This window comes from Flectobacillus longus (assembly GCF_030056705.1).
GTDB classification, from domain to species: Bacteria; Bacteroidota; Bacteroidia; order Cytophagales; family Spirosomataceae; genus Flectobacillus; species Flectobacillus longus.
Map to the genome: position 1 here is coordinate 1 of NZ_JASHIC010000029.1, position 18,618 is coordinate 18,618.

8 protein-coding genes are annotated in these 18,618 nt (G+C 39.5%); all 8 read left to right on the plus strand.

The annotated features are described in order from the left end of the window. Window positions 1-354 precede the first annotated feature (354 nt). Window positions 355-2,484 carry a hypothetical protein gene (locus QM491_RS20180; RefSeq protein WP_283329335.1) on the plus strand — a complete coding sequence of 710 codons (2,130 nt, stop codon included), beginning with the start codon at window positions 355-357 and terminating at the stop codon, window positions 2,482-2,484. A gap of 667 nt (window positions 2,485-3,151) precedes the next feature. After that, window positions 3,152-5,416 (plus strand): fasciclin domain-containing protein, encoded by a 2,265-nt coding sequence (locus tag QM491_RS20185; protein WP_283329336.1) that lies wholly within the window; start codon window positions 3,152-3,154, stop codon window positions 5,414-5,416. A 44-nt stretch (window positions 5,417-5,460) separates the two neighbouring features. Continuing rightward, the gene (locus QM491_RS20190; protein ID WP_283329337.1) at window positions 5,461-8,739 is read left to right on the plus strand and encodes a SusC/RagA family TonB-linked outer membrane protein; all 3,279 of its coding nucleotides are present in this window, start codon (window positions 5,461-5,463) and stop codon (window positions 8,737-8,739) included. 30 nt (window positions 8,740-8,769) lie between these two features. After that, on the plus strand, window positions 8,770-10,275 hold the full coding sequence (locus QM491_RS20195) for a RagB/SusD family nutrient uptake outer membrane protein (RefSeq protein WP_283329338.1): 1,506 nt from the start codon (window positions 8,770-8,772) through the stop codon (window positions 10,273-10,275). A gap of 35 nt (window positions 10,276-10,310) precedes the next feature. After that, window positions 10,311-11,966, plus strand: coding sequence for a fasciclin domain-containing protein (locus QM491_RS20200; RefSeq protein WP_283329339.1), 1,656 nt, complete (start codon window positions 10,311-10,313; stop codon window positions 11,964-11,966). A 27-nt stretch (window positions 11,967-11,993) separates the two neighbouring features. After that, window positions 11,994-13,451, plus strand: coding sequence for a fasciclin domain-containing protein (locus tag QM491_RS20205; protein WP_283329340.1), 1,458 nt, complete (start codon window positions 11,994-11,996; stop codon window positions 13,449-13,451). A 37-nt stretch (window positions 13,452-13,488) separates the two neighbouring features. Next, window positions 13,489-16,692: a SusC/RagA family TonB-linked outer membrane protein gene (locus QM491_RS20210; protein ID WP_283329341.1), complete on the plus strand. Its 3,204-nt coding sequence runs from the start codon at window positions 13,489-13,491 to the stop codon at window positions 16,690-16,692. A gap of 38 nt (window positions 16,693-16,730) precedes the next feature. Beyond that, window positions 16,731-18,554, plus strand: coding sequence for a RagB/SusD family nutrient uptake outer membrane protein (locus tag QM491_RS20215; protein ID WP_283329342.1), 1,824 nt, complete (start codon window positions 16,731-16,733; stop codon window positions 18,552-18,554). Window positions 18,555-18,618: the final 64 nt, after the last annotated feature.

Genomic DNA, 18,618 nt, shown 5'->3' on the forward strand with positions numbered 1-18,618 from the left:
TAATTTATCGATTTGGACATGCGATTATTCAAAAAATACAAATCCAAATCAAGCTATTTTACAATTTTGATTACTTTAACTTGTTTAAAACTCAGGGCAACCTATTTTAGGAAAGGACAAATGTAAAATTTTAATTATCAATATCTTACATTTTCAATTGATTCAATATTAGTAATCATAAAATTACACTCAAAACTCAGTACTCATACTTATTGGTTAGTTTTTAAAAGTACCTTTAGCAAAACCCTAACTATATTTCAAAAAACTCACCCCTGAACCCTCACCCCTACCCCCTCTTTCAGTATAAATCTAGTAAAACGCTCTTTTGAGAAAAACTAGATCTAATATTGAAGGATGATGAAAAAACAATTATTACTCCTAGGCTTACTAGGAATGACTTACCTCTCTTCTTATGCGCAGAAAATTAATCGCAAGGCTGTTGTCGAACGACACACTGTTTCTGTTGCTTCATTTGACACATTAGCCTCACTATCAGTCGGAAATGGTCGATTTGCCTTTACTGTAGATGCCACAGGACTACAGAGTTTTCCGAGTTATTATACCAATGGTGTACCGCTCGGGACGCAATCTGTTTGGGGTTGGCATTCTTTTCCTAATAAAGAAAATGTCAAATTTGAGGAAACTTTAAAGGAATATACCCTCAACGGACGAAAGGTTACTTACAGCGTACAAGGTGCAAAATCTGCTAAAAGTAAGGAAGCTATTAACTATTATCGTGAAAATCCTCATCGTTTACAGCTTGGTAATCTTGGATTTATTTTCAAGAAAAAAGATGGCAGTATTGCCCAAATCACGGATATTGTTGTTCAAAACCAGCAATTAAATCCATATACTGGACAAATCACCAGTCGTTTTTCTTTGGAAGGTCAGCCTGTAATAGTGCAGACTATCTGCGACCCCAATCAGGATATTGTTTCGGTAAATATTCAATCGAATTTATTGAAAACAGGGCAAATTCAGGTTTTCCTGAAATTTCCATTCCCAAGTAATCAATTTTTGGATAGTGGCACTAACTACAAAAATCCAGACCAGCATCAATCTGCTGTCGTATCTTCTCAAAATCAATCAGCGATTATCAAGCATCAGTTAGATGCAGACCAATATTTCGTTAGATTTGACTGGAGTAAAAAGGGTACTTTCATCCAAAACAAGACTCATGAATTTATTTTGACACCAAAAGTTGAAGATGGCTCGTGGGAATTTTCGGCAAATTTTTCAGAAAAAAATCCTGTAACTACTAGCAACTTTTCAGCAATCAATCAACGCAATACATTAGCTTGGAAAAACTTCTGGAATAGTGGTGGCGCCATCGACTTTGAAGGAAGTACAGATGTACGTGCCAAAGAATTGGAAAGACGAATTGTACTTTCTCAGTATCTCACCAAAATACAATGTGCCAACGAACAGCCTCCTCAAGAAACAGGTTTGACGTATAACTCATGGTATGGAAAACCTCACCTTGAAATGCACTGGTGGCATGGAATCCACTTCGCACTTTGGGGAAGAGTTGATTTACTAGAAAAAAGCTTAGACTGGTATGCAAAAGTATATCCTAATGCTGTGGGAATCGCCAAACGTCAAGGGTATGAAGGAGTAAGATGGCAAAAAATGACCGATCCCGCAGGAGAAGAATCTCCGTCTTCGGTTGGCGCATTTTTGATTTGGCAACAACCTCATTTTATCTATTTTGCGGAGTTAGTTCGTCGTCAAAAACCAACCAAGGCTACTTTGCAAAAATACAGTAAGCTGGTATTTGCTACCGCAGATTTCATGGCATCATATCCGCATTGGGATGAAGAAAATAAGCGTTATATCTTAGGAAAAGGACTTATTCCTGCGCAAGAACGATTTAATCCTGAAGAAACATTCAATCCTACTTATGAATTAGTGTATTGGCATTGGGCATTGAAAGTTGCACAAGATTGGCGCAAAGCTATGGGTTTAAAACCTAATGAAAAGTATGATAAAATCATTCAAAATTTATCAAAACTGCCTGTAAAAGATGGTGTGTATCTGGCTACAGAATCGGCACAGGATTCTTATACCAATCCTAAGTTTTTGACAGATCACCCATCTGTTTTGGGGGCATTGGGAATGCTTCCACCAACACCGATGGTCGATATGCCAACGATGCAACGTACTTTTGACAAGGTTTGGGATGTATGGCAATGGCATGATACATGGGGCTGGGATTTTCCGATGGTTGCCATGACTGCTGCACGTCTCGGACGTCCCGACAAAGCGATTGATGGCTTGATGATGAATATCAGAACCAATACCTATCTACCTAATGGTCATAACTTTCAAGACGAACGTTTGCGTTTGTATTTGCCAGGAAATGGAGGTTTACTCGCTACTATCGCCATGATGTGTAACAGAGACGATTTACCAACTGGCAAAACCTCGTTTCCTACCAACGGACAATGGAAGGTAAAATGGGAAGGCTTCAAAAAAATGCCATAGAAAGCATGGGGCATTCCTAATCGAGTGAATTGAGTTTGAGTAATGAGTGATTATTATAAATTAGGGATGACTCATGTTTGATTAAATCTCCTTATCTCCGAGACAGTCTATCTAATAGGCTGTCTCGTTGTGTTTTAGACAAAAATTTGTATTATAAGAAGGTATTCTCTGTAATCAAAAATGATTATTGAACTATTTCAAGATTTTTCATCACTAACAGGATGGAGCATGATGGTTTTAGATTGGACTCCTTGTTATTTTACATCGAAAATACAGGTAATGTATTACCTAACCACACTCGTATAAGCTAAATGAAAACCTTTAATAAACCAATTTAATCCTATGGAAAAACATATACCTTTAATGAATCCGCACGTCCTTTGTTTAATTCAAACAAGCAATTCTCTCTGATTTGACGTGTAACCAATCTGTAACTCATTTTTCATATTTTTTTCTGAGATTAATATGTTTGTTGTGAAATGCTTGAGAAAAGTACAATCACAATAAATGTGTCAATCTAACACTTTTGTTTAACCTAAAAATTCTAAACTATGGCACAATCGGTCTGCCAGCAAAATCAATAAGTAAATTTTCAATTGTATAGTAAACCAATAAATCCGATAGAATTAATCTATTAATTAGTAAATCTCAAATTAAACAACAACGCATGATGCATCGATACTCTATTCGCTATTGGTTGGTACTGAGTGTGCTCATCAGTACTTTTCTGGGTAGCTGTACCAAAGAAGAGTTGGATATCTACAAACGTCCTGAGACACTCGAACCTCCCATTTATCAAGTACTTACGAAACGGGGTAATTTCAAGACCTTATTGGGTGTCATAGACAAAAGCGGTTATCAACGTACACTATCTAGTGCAGGTTATTGGACTTTCTTTGCACCAAATGATGACGCTTTCAATAAGTATTTTACCGCTTCGGGTCAAAGCCTCAACGCAATGGATTCAACCAAAGCCCGCGAAATAGTGCAGGGCTTATTGGTATTTAATGCTTTTGACAAAAACCGTTTGGCAGACTATCAAGCACCCGCAGGATGGCAAGATTCCCGTTCATTTAGACGTAAGACAGCCTACTATACAGGATTTTACGATGAAAAATCTTTTGATGGTAATACGTTTAAGTCTGTAGCAACCAACCGTCAGAATGGCAATTATATCGTTGGTGACAATAATAATAAGCACATTTCTTATTTTACAGATGAGTACTTGAGTGCACGTGGCTTAACGGCTGCCGACTACAATTATTTCTATCCAAACGTTAGCTATAGTGGCTTCAATGTGATGAACTCTAAAGTAGTCAATGCTGATGTTTTTGCTGAAAATGGTATGATTCATGAGATTGATGACGTACCAACAGTACAGCCTTCGATTGACGAATACATCAGAAATAAACCAGAGTATAGCGTGTTCCGTAACCTTATTGAAAAGTATGCAGCAACCTACGGTTTGAACGATGCGATGACGATTAAATATGCCAACTTGACAGGGAAAGGCGATAAAGTTTATGTAAAAAATTACAATAAGCAAGCTAGTTCGAGCAAGTATTTAACGTTTTCGCCCAACTGTGAAAACTTCTTGAAAAATGCAGAAAATGATGCTCAGTTAGATATGTGGAGTATTTTCGTGCCAACAAACGATGTACTTACGCCTTATATCAACAGTGTGTTGTTAGAAAACTACAAATCATTAGATGCAATGCCACCAGGTATTATCATCGACTTGATCAATGCACACTTGTTTCCATCGACCGTTTGGCCGACAAAATTCCAAAACTCCTTTAATGCCTTAGGCGAAGAGGCTCGTTTTAACGCAAATGCAAACGTAGTAGAGAAGAAAATTTTGAGTAATGCGATGTTCTACGGAACCAACAAAGTTCAGGAGTCTAACCTTTTCTCATCAGTATATTCAAAATCATATTTGGATCCGAAATATTCGATGATGACTCGTATTTTGGATATGGACTGGAAAAATACGATTCTGAATCCTAGAGTAAACTACGTGTTGTTTATGATTAGCGATGACCTTTTCAAAGCGGCTGGATATGATTATGATATATCTAAATCGGTAGCGAACGTTGCGAACAGTGAGTGGGGATATACGGCACCTGGCACAACAACTCGTACTTCTGGGACTTCTATTTTGGCAAATCTTCAGCGTATAGTTGCAACCTCTGTAGTATATACTCCAAACAAAGAATTAGATAATCTTTCAGGAGCTGGTATTATTGATGCAATTAATGGTGAATATATCCGCTTTGATGGAAACAAAGTATATTCAACAGGTACAAAAACAGCTCCACTGACTGTTTTGAGCAGCAAAACTGCGTCTAATGGCAAAGTGTATTATACCAGTGGTGTTCTCAATTTTGCACCAGCCAATACTATAGTGGCAGATCCAATTGGAAAGGATTTGGCAACATTAGCCACTGCCCAAACTTCTGATTTTGGTTACTTTTTCGAATACTTGAAAAACTCTACCGTGTACACTGCTGCAACAAATGCTATTGCCAATGTAAGCGAAGGCACATTTTACACATTATTTATTCCAAACAATGCTGCTATTCAGGCTGCGGTCAATGACGGTGTTTTGCCAGGTACAGGAACAGGTGCAACAAAGACACCAGTCTATAACCCAACGAGTTTATTGGATAAGAAAAAAGTAGAAGATTTTATCAACTACCATATTTTGAATAAAAAGGCTGTGGCAACGGATGGAAAAGAGTCAGGTGCGATGGAAACACTCCTAAAAGATGGAAATGGTGATGCTGTAAATGTCACGGTTTTGAATAGCAAAGGAGCCATGAGTTTATCAGATGCCAAGTTGCGTAAGGCAACAGTGATTGTCAACAAAAGCAACAACTTGTCGAACCGCGCCGTGATTCACTTAATTGACAATTACCTAAAGTCGAACTAATTCTCCAACCAAACCTACATAGTGTTTAGCTATGTTCACAGCCAATGAAAATATTAACCAAAATACTCTTAATATGTGGCTTGGTGCTGACAGGAGTTAGCTGGAGCCATGCCCAAAGCCCTAACCTTTTTACAGTGCGAGGGAAAGTTGTTGAAGCAAAGGATAGTTCGGCGGTAATTGGCGTTACAGTCGCCGAACTTGACAAAGATAATCGTATAGTTAAAGGAGTAACAACTGATGTAGAGGGGAACTTCGTCATCAGAGTTTCCAACCAAAATAACACTTTGTCATTTTCAAGTATTGGCTTTAAAACTCAAAAAGTAGGCATTAAAGGTCGTAGCAATATCAAAGTTTGGATGGAATCAAGTTCTGCCGACCTAGATGAGGTTGTGGTAACAGCCAAGCCAACAGACAATGGTTTGATGACAGTTTCTGAACGAAATACAACTATTGCGGTCGCAAAAATCGACGCGAAGGTATTAGAAGATATGCAAGGAACGTCTATCGACCAGATGTTACAAGGACGTTTGGCAGGCGTAGATATTACTGCTGCCTCAGGTGACCCAGGTACAGGGATGCAGATTCGTATTCGTGGTACATCGTCTATCAACTCTTCTGTAGACCCTATGATTGTTGTAGATGGTATGCCTTACGAAACATCAATTCCGTCGGACTTTAACTTTGGTACTGCCGATGAAATGGGATATGCGTCCTTATTGAACCTTGCTCCTTCGGATATTAAAAATATTGCTGTATTGAAAGATGCCGCTGCTACTGCCATGTGGGGCTCACGTGCTGCCAATGGGGTTGTGGTTATCAATACAAAACGTGGTGCAATTGGTACTCCAAAGGTAACTTATACGTTTAAAGGTTCGGTTTCGAAACAACCAAATGCCATTCCAATGCTCTCGGGTGACCAATATTCGATGTTGATTCCTGAGGCATATATGAATAGAAATGGGATTCCATTGAATACTCAAATTGTGAAAGAGTTTCAGTATGACCCCAACGACCCATATTGGTATAACAACTACAGCCAGAATGTCAATTGGGTAGATGCCATTACGCAATTGGGGTATTCTCAAGACCATAACGTATCGATTATGGGTGGTGGTGAAAAAGCTAAATATTATGCTTCTACAGGGTATTTCAATCAAGTAGGTACTACCATCGGAACGGGTCTCGATCGTATCAATACTCGTATCAACTTGGACTACAACGTATCCAATCGTATCCGTTTCAAAACCGACCTTTCGTTTACTCACTCGGTAAACAATCGTAACTATGTGTCTTCTTTGACAGGAAATAAAGACTTGGTTCGTTCGGTAGCATACAGCAAAATGCCCAACATGAGTATCTATGAATACAACGATTTGGGACAATTGACAGGAAACTTTTTCTCTCCATTAACCAATATTCAAGGTACGTTTACAGGTTTTACCAATGCCACTTACAATCCTGTTGCAATGGTAAAATCGGCTAAAAACATTATTACTACAGAACGTATTATCCCTCACTTCCAAGTACAGTATGACCTTGCTCCTGGCAGATGGGTAGCAACCTTTGATGTTCAGTTTGACATCAATAACAACAAAACTAGCTCGTTTTTGCCACAAGTTGCCACTGGACAAGCTTTTACGAGTTCGTTTGTAAACGTAGCCACGGACGGCGATGCTGATGGTTTTGCGGTAACAACCAAATCAACATTGATTTACACACCAAAAATTAAGAATACCAAGCATGATTTCACTTCGCTTTGGGCCTTGAATACATCTGATGTAAAATCGGTTTGGCAAGAATCTTATGTAACCAACACAGCGTCATCTGATTTGACAGATGCCTCAAACCCTGCCCGTTTAACTACTTCTAGACTTGCTTCTGGCGTTTCTCAAACTCGTAATGTAGGTTTACTTTGGAATATTCACTATGGATTTTTAGATCGTTATATCATTGATTTGGGTATCAGAGGTGACGGAAACTCACGCTTTGGACCTGCTTACCGCTATGGTTTGTTTCCAAGTATTTCTGCCAAATGGATTCTTTCTGACGAGCCATTTATGCGTCCTTTGGAACATATTTTTGAGCACCTTGGTATCCGTGCTAGTTACGGTCAAAGTGGTAATGCCCCTCGTTATGATTATTTGTATTATGGCAAATACAATACCTTGGGTTGGTCATATTTGGGCGATGCAGCGGTTGTGCCACAAACGATGCAATTGAACAATCTTCGTTGGGAAAAAATCATAGGTCGCAACTTAGGTATCAACATTATTACTTCGAAAAGAAAATTTACACTTGATGCTGAACTCTACCAAAACAGTACTAAAGACCTTTTCTTCGAAAACCTACAAATTCCTGCTTATACAGGTTTTAGTAATGTCCAAATGAACGTTGGTACAATGGATAACATGGGTTGGGAATTAAACATGATGTATAATCCATACAAAACCAAAGACTGGAGTGTGGATTTCAACTTTAACATTGCTCGTAACACCAACGTAATTCGTGAGATTTCAGATTTGTATCCTCGTACGGGTGGGAATGCTACTTTGAACGGGGCTTATATGACCTATATGCAGGTAAACAACCCATTTGGTTCGTTTTATGGATACCGTTATTTGGGAGTTTATAAAGACAAATCAGCTACTGTTGCCAAAGGCAAAAGTGGCGAACCAATTGTAACACCAGACGGACAATCGGTATATATGCGTTTTAACTACCCTAATACCGACTATACATTCCAACCAGGCGATGCGATGTACGAAGATGTTAACAAAGATGGTAACATCAACTATATGGACTTAGTGTATTTGGGCAACTCAAACCCAGCTTTCACAGGTGGTTTTGGTGGAAGTGTTTCTTACAAATCATTCAAATTTACGACCTTCTTCAACTTCCGTAGCGACTATGATGTAGTAAACGCCACCAGAATGAACACCACCAATATGTATGGTTTTGGTAACCAAAGTACAGAAGTATTGGCACGATGGAGAAAAGAAGGAGATGTAACGATGGTTCCAAGAGCACTTTACAACTCAGGTTATAACTGGTTAGGTTCAAGTCGCTATGTAGAAGATGCCTCGTTTGTACGTTTCCGTACCGCTACTTTCAGCTATACATTCCCGAAAAATGTGTTGAAGACCTTGCACTTTACCGCACTTCGCGCCTACGCAACCGTGGAAAACTTGATTACTTGGACTAAATACACAGGTCAAGATCCAGAGGTTCAAATGAGAGGTAGTGACCCATTCAGAGTAGCAACGGACAACTCGATGACACCACCTGCAAAAACAGTCACATTTGGTTTTGCAGCAACATTCTAATGTAGATTCAACCCTTTATTATATAGAAAAATGTTGAAAAAAGTTTTTATACAAACCATCGCCCTGAGTGCTCTTTTACTAACTACTTCTTGTGATAGTTGGTTAGAATTGCGACCTCAAGACGGTATTGTTCAAGATAGATTTTGGAACAATAAAGAACAAGTTGCTTCAGCAGTTGGCGGTATTTACGCATCAGTAATCGATGTGATTCCTGAAAAAGTTTTTGTAATGGGCGAAATTCGTGCCGATATGATTAGTTCTTCTTTTCGTATCTCTAACAACGAATTAGATATTCTCAACTCAAACATTTTGCCAACAAATCCCTTGACAGACTGGAGAGATTTTTACAGAATTATCAACTACTGTAACACGGTTATTGCATTTGCACCTGCGGTACTCGACAAGGATAAAACCTATACACAAGAGGCCTTAAAAGCACACGTGGCAGAAGCTAAAGCCATTCGTGCTTGGATGTATTTTTACATTGTACGCCTGTATGGCGATGCACCTTTGAAAACTTCGGCAACCAGTAGTGACGATGAAATTGTACCAATTGCCAAGTCGACTCAAAAAGAAATTCTTGCGCAAATAGAGAAAGATTTGCTTGAAGCTGAGCCGGACGCTCCCACCAGCTACGGAACAAAGGAAAAAGACCATGGTCGTGTAACTAAATACATGGTAAATACCCTTCAAGCTGATGTGTATTTATGGATGGAAAAACCAACAGAAGCATTGGCAGCAACCAATAAAGTGATAAGTAGCGCCAAATTTGGTTTGGTTTCAAACCCTGCTACACGTAGCAACGCTTGGTTTAGCACAGTTCGTTCAGGTAATTCTACGGAAGGTATTTTTGAATTAGCTTATGGTAGCGATTATACCATTCGTTTTGGGATTACCAATTACCCAATGTATGCCATTTTTGGACTTGGCAACTCTTCTGCCTACAGACGATACCAAGCATCGGCGTATGTAAATGAAGAAATCTTTACGGAAGATTTGCTTGACCCAACTAACTATGATACGCGTGCAGATGAGTCCTCTTTGACTATGACAACTGGGGTTATTAGAAAATATGACCGTACCGCTGGCGAAACACCATTTAATGTAGTCATGTATCGATATGCGGATGTTCTATTAATGAAAGCAGAGGCTTTGGCTATGTTGAACAGAGGCACCGAAGCACTCGCTATTGTCAAACAAATTCGTACAAGAGCATGGGCTATTGTTCAAACAGAACAGTCACCAGACCCAGCGAATATCGATGGCGCAGGCGGTGTTCTCGACTATATTTTGGATGAAAGAGCTCGAGAGTTTGCCTTTGAAGGAAAACGTTGGTTTGATGTACTAAGAAATGCCAAACGTGCCAACTACAAACGAATCGATTTGTTAGTCAACCTTACGGCAAGAAGTGTTCCTTCAGAACGTCAGCAATCAGCTATTGCAAAAATCAAAGACCCAAACAGCCATTATTTACCGATTTACCAATACGAAATTCAAACGAATAAATTATTGGTTCAAAATCCATTCTATAAATAATGCGTCTGTCACTCACAAAAAATTTTATTGAGATTATGAAAAATATCATACAATCAATTTCGGCATTTATTCTAACCATCATGTTAGGAATCGGCCTGTGGGGATGTGCAGATATTACTATCGTTGAAACAACCACTGGCGATGCCAACCTTTATAGTTACCTCCTCAAGTATCCTGACAAGTATGGAGATTTTGCCAAAATTGTAGAAAAAGCGGGTTACGATAGTTTCCTAGATGCTTATGGAGCTTACACGATGTTTGCTCCGAACAATCAGGCGGTACAGAAATACTTGACTTCTGTTGGAAAACAGGCTACAAGTTTGACGAAAGAAGAAGCTCAGGGCATCGTGAAGCTTCATGTTATTAGAGATACTTTGACAACGAGCTCTTTCAAAGATGGGAAGCTTCCTTTGGTAACCATGTATGGGCAATACCTTTTGTCGGGTGTAAGTAATTCTACTGCGGGTTCAAGCTATACGCTCAATCGTCAGGCGAATGTCATTGAAACCAATGTAAAAACTGGTAACGGTATGTTACATGCTGTAGATGCGGTATTAACACCAGCCACCAAATCAATTGCTGAATTGGTAGCTGCCAATTCTAACTATTCCATTTTTGCCCAAGCTCTCAGAGAAACTGGCTATTATGATAGTTTGAATGTGCTGAACGACAATTTGGATAAAAGATTTACCACATTGATTGCTGAGTCTAATACGATTTTGAGTAAAGCAGGATATACTGATTTTGCCAAATTAAAAGCAAGATTTTCGCAAACGGGCAATCCCAAACTCAAATCTGACAGTTTGAATATCTACGTGGCATACCACATTTTGGTAGGTGCCAAATACCTTGGTGATATTATTACGGCTAGTTCACATTTGACCAAAGTAAGCACAGAACCAACCGTAGTGAGTTCAAAATTAGACGGTCAAACGATTCTTTTAAATGACGATGTATTCAATGGCGTACGTGAACCAGGTATTGAGTTGGTTCGTACCGAAAGCGATAATACAGCCACCAACGGTGTATTACATGCTGCATCGGGACATTACAATATCAAATTGCGTCTTCCAACAAGAATTGACTGGGATGTTTGTGATTTCCCTGAATTGAAAAAGCTTTCGGCTTATTATGGTAAAAAATCCTATAGCTTCCCTGTCGGCACGGTGATTCAGGATATTCAATGGGCTAATGCTTCGTTCCCTCCTACTTATGTGATTGACGCGGTTGCTGCGAAAAAAGACTATTTGCAAGTTCCAATGGGTGTTCCTAGCCGTAACCTTTGGTTAGATATGAAAACTCCAATTATTCCAAAAGGTCGCTATAAAGTTTGGATGTGCTACCGTCGTCAACGTACCTCAAACAGTTTTACGATTACTTGTACAGGTGCGATTGATGGTGAGGTATTGACAAGACCATTCTTATTTATTGACCAAGTGCCAACGCTAGGTGCTGGTGAATTGGAATCATTAGGTTGGAAAATCTATATGTCTCCAGGTACAGACATCAACATGGCAGGTAGATTATTGGGAACAGTGGACATTAAAACAACTGACCGTCATACATTCAGATTGCAAGCTATCAACGGTACGCATTCACCGAACAATATTGATATGATTCAGTTTATCCCAGTTACTCAAAATCAGATTTCACCACGTCACTTGCCTGATGGCTCACTGATTAATGAATAATTTTCCAACATTTTAACTTGTAAAAAAATGCGTTCAAAAAATATATATATCCTTTTTCTCATGGTTTGGAGCTTGGGGATGGTCGCCTGCAAAAATTGGGATGACCGTCTAGTTTCTCCTAGCGAATCATTGGGGAAAAATCTTTTTGAGCAGATTAGCACGCAAGGTAATCTGAGTACTTTCAAAGATTTACTAATCAAAACAGGCTACGACAAAGTGTTGAGTTCTTCAACCAACTATACTGTTTTTGCGCCAAGCAACGATGCCTTGAATGGTTTGAGCACAACCATTTTGAATGACACAGCACAATTGAAGGCTTTTGTTGGTAATCATATTGCCCTCATGAGCCACAATGTTCCCGTAAGCGATGGCGCTTCTGAATCTTTACAAATGATTAATGGAAAGTATTATCCGCTGAGCAAAACTACCCTTGGTGGTGCTCCTATCGCTTCGGCAAATGCTTTTGCTAGTAACGGCGTTTTGCATACGTTGTCCCAATCAATCACCGTGTTGCCATCATTGTGGAAATATATCAGCACAAACCAGACGGGCTCAGCACAAAATACAGCTATGGCTAATTTGACATTTCAGGTATTCAATGCTAGTAAAGCTACCATCGATAGTATTAGTGCCACGACGGGTCAGCCGATTTATCGCCCGGGCACAGGTTTCGAAACAGTTAACGCTTTTACACAAAATGTATATGACCTCAACTTGGAAACCAAACAATATACTTACTTCCAGTTGAAGGATGCGTCCTTTTTGGCAGAGATTGAAAAGTTGAAACCATACTTCAAAACAAGTACCACAGATAGTACCTATCGTCAGTCAGCATTTGCAACTATCAAAGATTTAGTATTTGAGGGCAATTATACGATTGACCAAATTCCTGCGGTATTGAAATCAAAATTTGGTGTAAATGTCACTATCGATAAATCATCGATTAGTCAAACCGTAAAAGTGAGTAATGGAGTCGTATATGTACTAGACAAAATCACGGTTATTCCGACAGAGAAGTTTCCTACGCTTGTGGTCGAAGGCGAAAACTATGTAGAACGTATGCCTGTTTCAATAGGTTCAGCGGTCATTGCTGTTCGCAATCGTTTGAATCCAGTGACTAACCTTACGTCAAACTCAGTGTCAGTTATTGGTCATGGAAACGCTGGTTTTTGGTTGCGTTATCAGCTCAATGATGTCCCATCAATCAAATACAAAGTGTATTGGGTAGTAATTAATGACCTGTATAGCACCAATACAGCAGTGGCAGAAGCAGCGACTTTTAACATCAACCAAAAACTAGCCATGGCGTCTCTGAGTGCAACCACTTTTGCTTATCCAGCAGCGGCTCTTCCTGTAAAAACTTATACAGAACAGTTGCTCGGTGAATACACGGTTAACTCATTCGGAAAGCTAAATATGTATCTGGTTGCCAATGGTACCAATGCTATGAGTTTGGACTATATCAAATTGGTTCCTTCATTCTAAAAGGAATTAACTCATTTGACGATAACGACATTTATCCATGAAATATATCAAAAATCCATTCGCAACAATTCCCAAAGCAACCCTCATGGCATTGACGGTTTATGGGGCTATGCTTGCACATTATGATGCTCTCGCACAAGAAATAAAGCCCACTGAAGTGGTCAAAGTACAGGTGCAATACAAAACCCAGATTAACGGGGTGATTATGAGCACTTCTACTGGAAAACCTGTATTAGGAGCTCGCGTTTTTTACAAAAATATGACCTCAACCATCACGGGCGAAGATGGAAAGTTTCAATTAACAGTACCAAGTTCATCGGTGGCTGTCAATGTTGAATGTCCTGGCTTTGCCTCTGTAGAAATACCTGTGGCAAAACGCACCACGTTTAATGTGTATTTGCAGGATGTTTTGGGTACAGAAAGTAATATTACCCTCCCAACAGGTACTATTTCTGAGCAGCGTTCTTTGGGAGCAGTAGCCTCCTCAGCGGCAGCAGAAGCATGGTCTCAACTGACCGAATCTGCTGATACCTATATGCAAGGCAGAATCGCAGGCTTGAATAGCACTCGCTTCTCTGGCTCGACCAATATTGGTTCGTTTTTTACGATTCGTGGTTATAATTCACTTCAAGCGACTAATCGTCCTTTGATCGTGGTTGACAATGTTATTTACGATTCTGGCATTTATGGCAATTCGTTAAATAGCAATTATTTCGACAACCCTTTAAGCTATATCGATATCAGAGATATTAGCAATATTTCGGTATTAAAAGATGCTTCAGCAGCGGCATTATACGGTACGAAAGGCGCTAATGGTGTAATCATGATTACGACCTCTAGAGCTAAAGAATTAGGAACTAAAATCGACTTTGCGCTATATGGTGGCGTCAATATGGCACCGAAAGACTTACCAGTAATGGGCGTAAATGGTTACAAAAGTTACCTTTCAGATTTATTGTCAAGCCAAGGATTGAATAGCAATCAGATTTCAGCCTTGCCATACATGAACGATAATACCTCAAATCCAGATTATTATACCTATCACAACAATACCGATTGGCAAAAGAAAGTATATGCGAGTAGTCCACTTACCAATATGTTTTTGAAAGTAACTGGGGGTGATAACATTGCCAAATATGCGCTTTCTGTCAACTATTTGAGCAATAAAAATGGGGTAATTGGTTCGACTTTGGAGAAATACAGTACTCGTTTCAACGCTGATATGAACCTGAGTCGTAAACTTACCGCTGCTGCCAACTTGAGTTTTGCCTATAACGAAGCAGAAACCAAAGATTTTGGATTTTCCTCAAAAACAAACCCCATTTATTTGGCACTTGTAAAAGCTCCATTTTTGACGGATTATCGTGTATCATCGCAAGGGGTTTTCTCTCCTGACTATGCAGACCACGATATATTCAATGTTGGCAACCCTATCGTAGCTGCCAAAAATACTTTGGGTGGTAATAAAGCATACCGCTTTTTTGGGGTATTAGATTTCAAATATACGTTTAATGAAAACCTAAAAGTAGGAACTAACATTGCTGTAATTTTTGATAAAATCAAGGAAAACAGATTTATCCCCAACTATGGCTTGGTAGCTGATACACTGAAAAATACCTTGGCACTCAACCAATTGAGTTCACAGACTAAGCGCCTTTTCAATATTTCGAACGAAACTTTTGTGAGTTATGATAAAACATTCAAAAACGTTCATGAATTATCGGCTCGTTTGGGGCTAAGATTTATCAGCTCACGTGTTGAACAAGATAAGTTGCTGGCTTATAACTCAGCCACCGACCAATTAATCAGTGTTGGCAATGGCTTGGTATTGTACAACAATATTGAAGGAGGAATTGGAACGTATAACTGGATGAATACTTATGGCTCAGTAAACTATTCTTATTCAGACAAATACTTCTTGGGCCTGAACGTCGGAATGGATGCTTCTTCAAGATTTGGAAAAGAAGCCTCAACTTTCAAAGTGGGTGGCACTCCAATCGCCATTATGCCATCGCTTTCGGCAGCATGGTTACTTTCGGCGGAGCCGTTTTTGGCTGATGGTCCATTTGATTTATTAAAACTTCGTGGTTCGATTGGTCAAGTTGGTAATGATGACATTGGTAACTATTCTTCAAAACAGTTTTATGTAGGTCAAAATTTATTGGGCTTACAAGGATTGGTACGTGGAAATATTGCGAATCCAAGTTTGAAATGGGAAACTGTGGCGAAATCTAATTTAGGTTTAGATGTGGCAGTACTGAAAGAAAGAATCAGTTTGAGTATGGATGTTTTCCAAAACAAAACCTCCGACATGATTGTAGCCGAAGTGCTTCCTACAACGGCTGGTTTGGGATATGCCTTAACTAATAGCGGTGCTATGACGACCAAAGGTTTTGAAGCTAGTATCAATTTCAAGGTATTAAATAAGTCTTCAGTAAAATGGGATTTGGGCGTAAACCTTGCTCATGCCAAGTCTACTATCGACCAATTACCAAATGGCAATGCTGACATCGTTACCAATATCGGAGCGGGCAATATTGTTACTCGCGTAGGCGATGCACCTAACTCTTTCTTCGGAACCATCTATAAAGGCGTATATACTACTGATGCTGATGCAGCCGCTGAAGGTTTACAAACTAGTTTACCAGATGGAACACTTCGCGCTTTCCAAGGTGGTGATGCAAGATTTGCTGATTTGAACGGCGACAAAATCATCGATGATAAAGACCGTACCATTTTAGGTAATCCCAACCCTACTATTTATGGTGGTATCACCAACCGAGTTGTGTACAAAAACTGGACATTGGATGCCTTGGTAAGTTTTGTTTCTGGCAATGATGTGTACAACTATACTCGTCGCAATATCGAGTCGGGAGATTCTTACAACAACCAATCACGTGCTGTGGAAGGTCGTTGGAGAGGCAATGGTCAAGTAACAAATATCCCAAGAGCTACCTATGGTGACCCGCTTCAAAACAGTCGTTTCTCTAGTAGATGGATTGAGGATGGTTCTTATATCCGTCTTCGCTCGGTGGGTTTGTCGTACAACTTCAATGTTGACAAAGGCATTTTGAAATACTTAACCGTATATGCCAATGCCAACAATGTACTGACATTCACCAAATACTTAGGCTATGACCCTGAGTTTAGTGCTACTAATTCTGTGATTGGTCAGGGAGTTGACAATACGCTCGAACCGATTCAAAAATCATTCAATTTGGGCGTAAAACTCGGTTTGTAACCTTAATACCTTTTGGGAAAATTTTAATTTGACAAAAAATGAAATCAACGATAAGAAAAATAACGCTGAACATTGGACTAGCTACTGGCGTGCTTTTGGGTATGTCAGGTTGTCAGAAAATGTTTGATTTGGCACCAGAGGAGGCATTAAGTACCAAACAAATGTATCGTGACATCTATGATGCCGATGCAGCCATTATTGGTCTTTATGGAAAATTCTCGACCTTGGCCAAGCAATATGTTATCCTCAATGAATTACGCGGGGATTTGCTAGATGTAACTACCAATGCTGACTTGTCTTTACGAGAAATCAATGCACATGCTGTTTCTGAAACCAACGAATATGCCAATCCTCGAGCATATTACGAGGTAATTTTGAACTGTAATGATATTTTGAAAAACTTCAAAATCATGCTAGATCAAAACAAAATCAAACGTGCTGAGTATTACCAACGTTCGGCAGATGTATTGGCACTTCGTAGTTGGATTTATCTCCAGTTGGGTATCCATTATGGTAGTGTGCCTTACGTAACTGAAAGTGTAGAAACGGTAGATGATGTTAAAGCTTTGGCAACGAAAGCTCGTGTGCCTTTGGCAGACATTATCAAACAATTGATTCAAGAATTAGAAGCTATTCCTGCTACTTACCTCGACCCATATACCTTGGATAACACCTTGGTTTCGGCGAACGTAGACGGATATTCTCCGACGACTTTTTTCATTGAAAAACACTTGTTATTGGGTGATTTATACCTTTGGGATCAGCAATATACTAAAGCAGCATCGATGTATAAGTATATCATGACAACCTCTGACCGTTTGGGTTTCGAAGCTACTGATATTAACGTTTGGTATCATTTATACAAAATCACAAGAGGTCAAATTTCTTCGGGAATGGGTCCAATTGCTGTAGGTTATAACTCCGACATCAACGATATCAATAACTTATTGGATAACAATACAACTGGTTGGCGTTCAATTTTTGCTCGTGACCGTTCGAATACCAACTACAATAGTACCTCAAACACTTCGAGTATTTCTCGTGACCCAGAATGGTTGTGGTTATTGCCATTCGATAGTAAGTTTTTACCCGAAAATCCATTTGTAGAATTGTTCTCGAATGTTGGAGGAAAATATTTATTACAGCCTTCAAAAGCCGCTATTGATTATTGGAATGGACAAACACAAACCAATAATTTTGCTTACGATGCCCGTGGAGTTATGTCTTACAAAAACATTAATGGGAATCCAGTTGTGTTCAAGTATTTGTACAATTTTATGAATCCAAACTCCGCTGGCTCTATTTACTCATTAGTTGGAAAAAGTTTGCAAGAGAAAAATGGTCGTTGGTTTTTGAACCGTGCAGCCAATGTTCACTTAAAGTTTGCTGAAGCTGCCAATCGTGATGGTCGTCGCAAGTTGGCTTATGCCTTGGTGAACGCAGGCGTTGCGAGTACATACAACAACACTGCCATTTCGGACAAAACCAACTTGATGAATACCTTCGATTCACCTCCTTATGATTTTGATGCCCGTAATGGCGACGCTCCTACTCGCTATCGCTCATCATGGCACTTGGCAACAGGGATTCGTGGACGTGCGATGGTCAAAAGTAATACCGTAGAAGGTGACAGTACTTTGGCTATTGAAAACTCCATCATTCAAGAAGGCGCTTTGGAATTAGCATTTGAAGGACATCGCTGGGGAGATTTAGTTCGTGTAGCGATTAGAAGAAATGACCCTTCATTCTTGGCTAATAAAGTCTATGACAAACTTCGCAAGTCGAACAACCCTAATGCCGAAGCCGTTAGATCTCGATTGATGAACAAGGATAATTGGTTTCTTCCATTCAGAATTCAGTAGTTGTTATTCGCTATCATGCAAAAAACATTGCCTGATAGCTTAGACTTAGTCTCGGGCTAGCAGC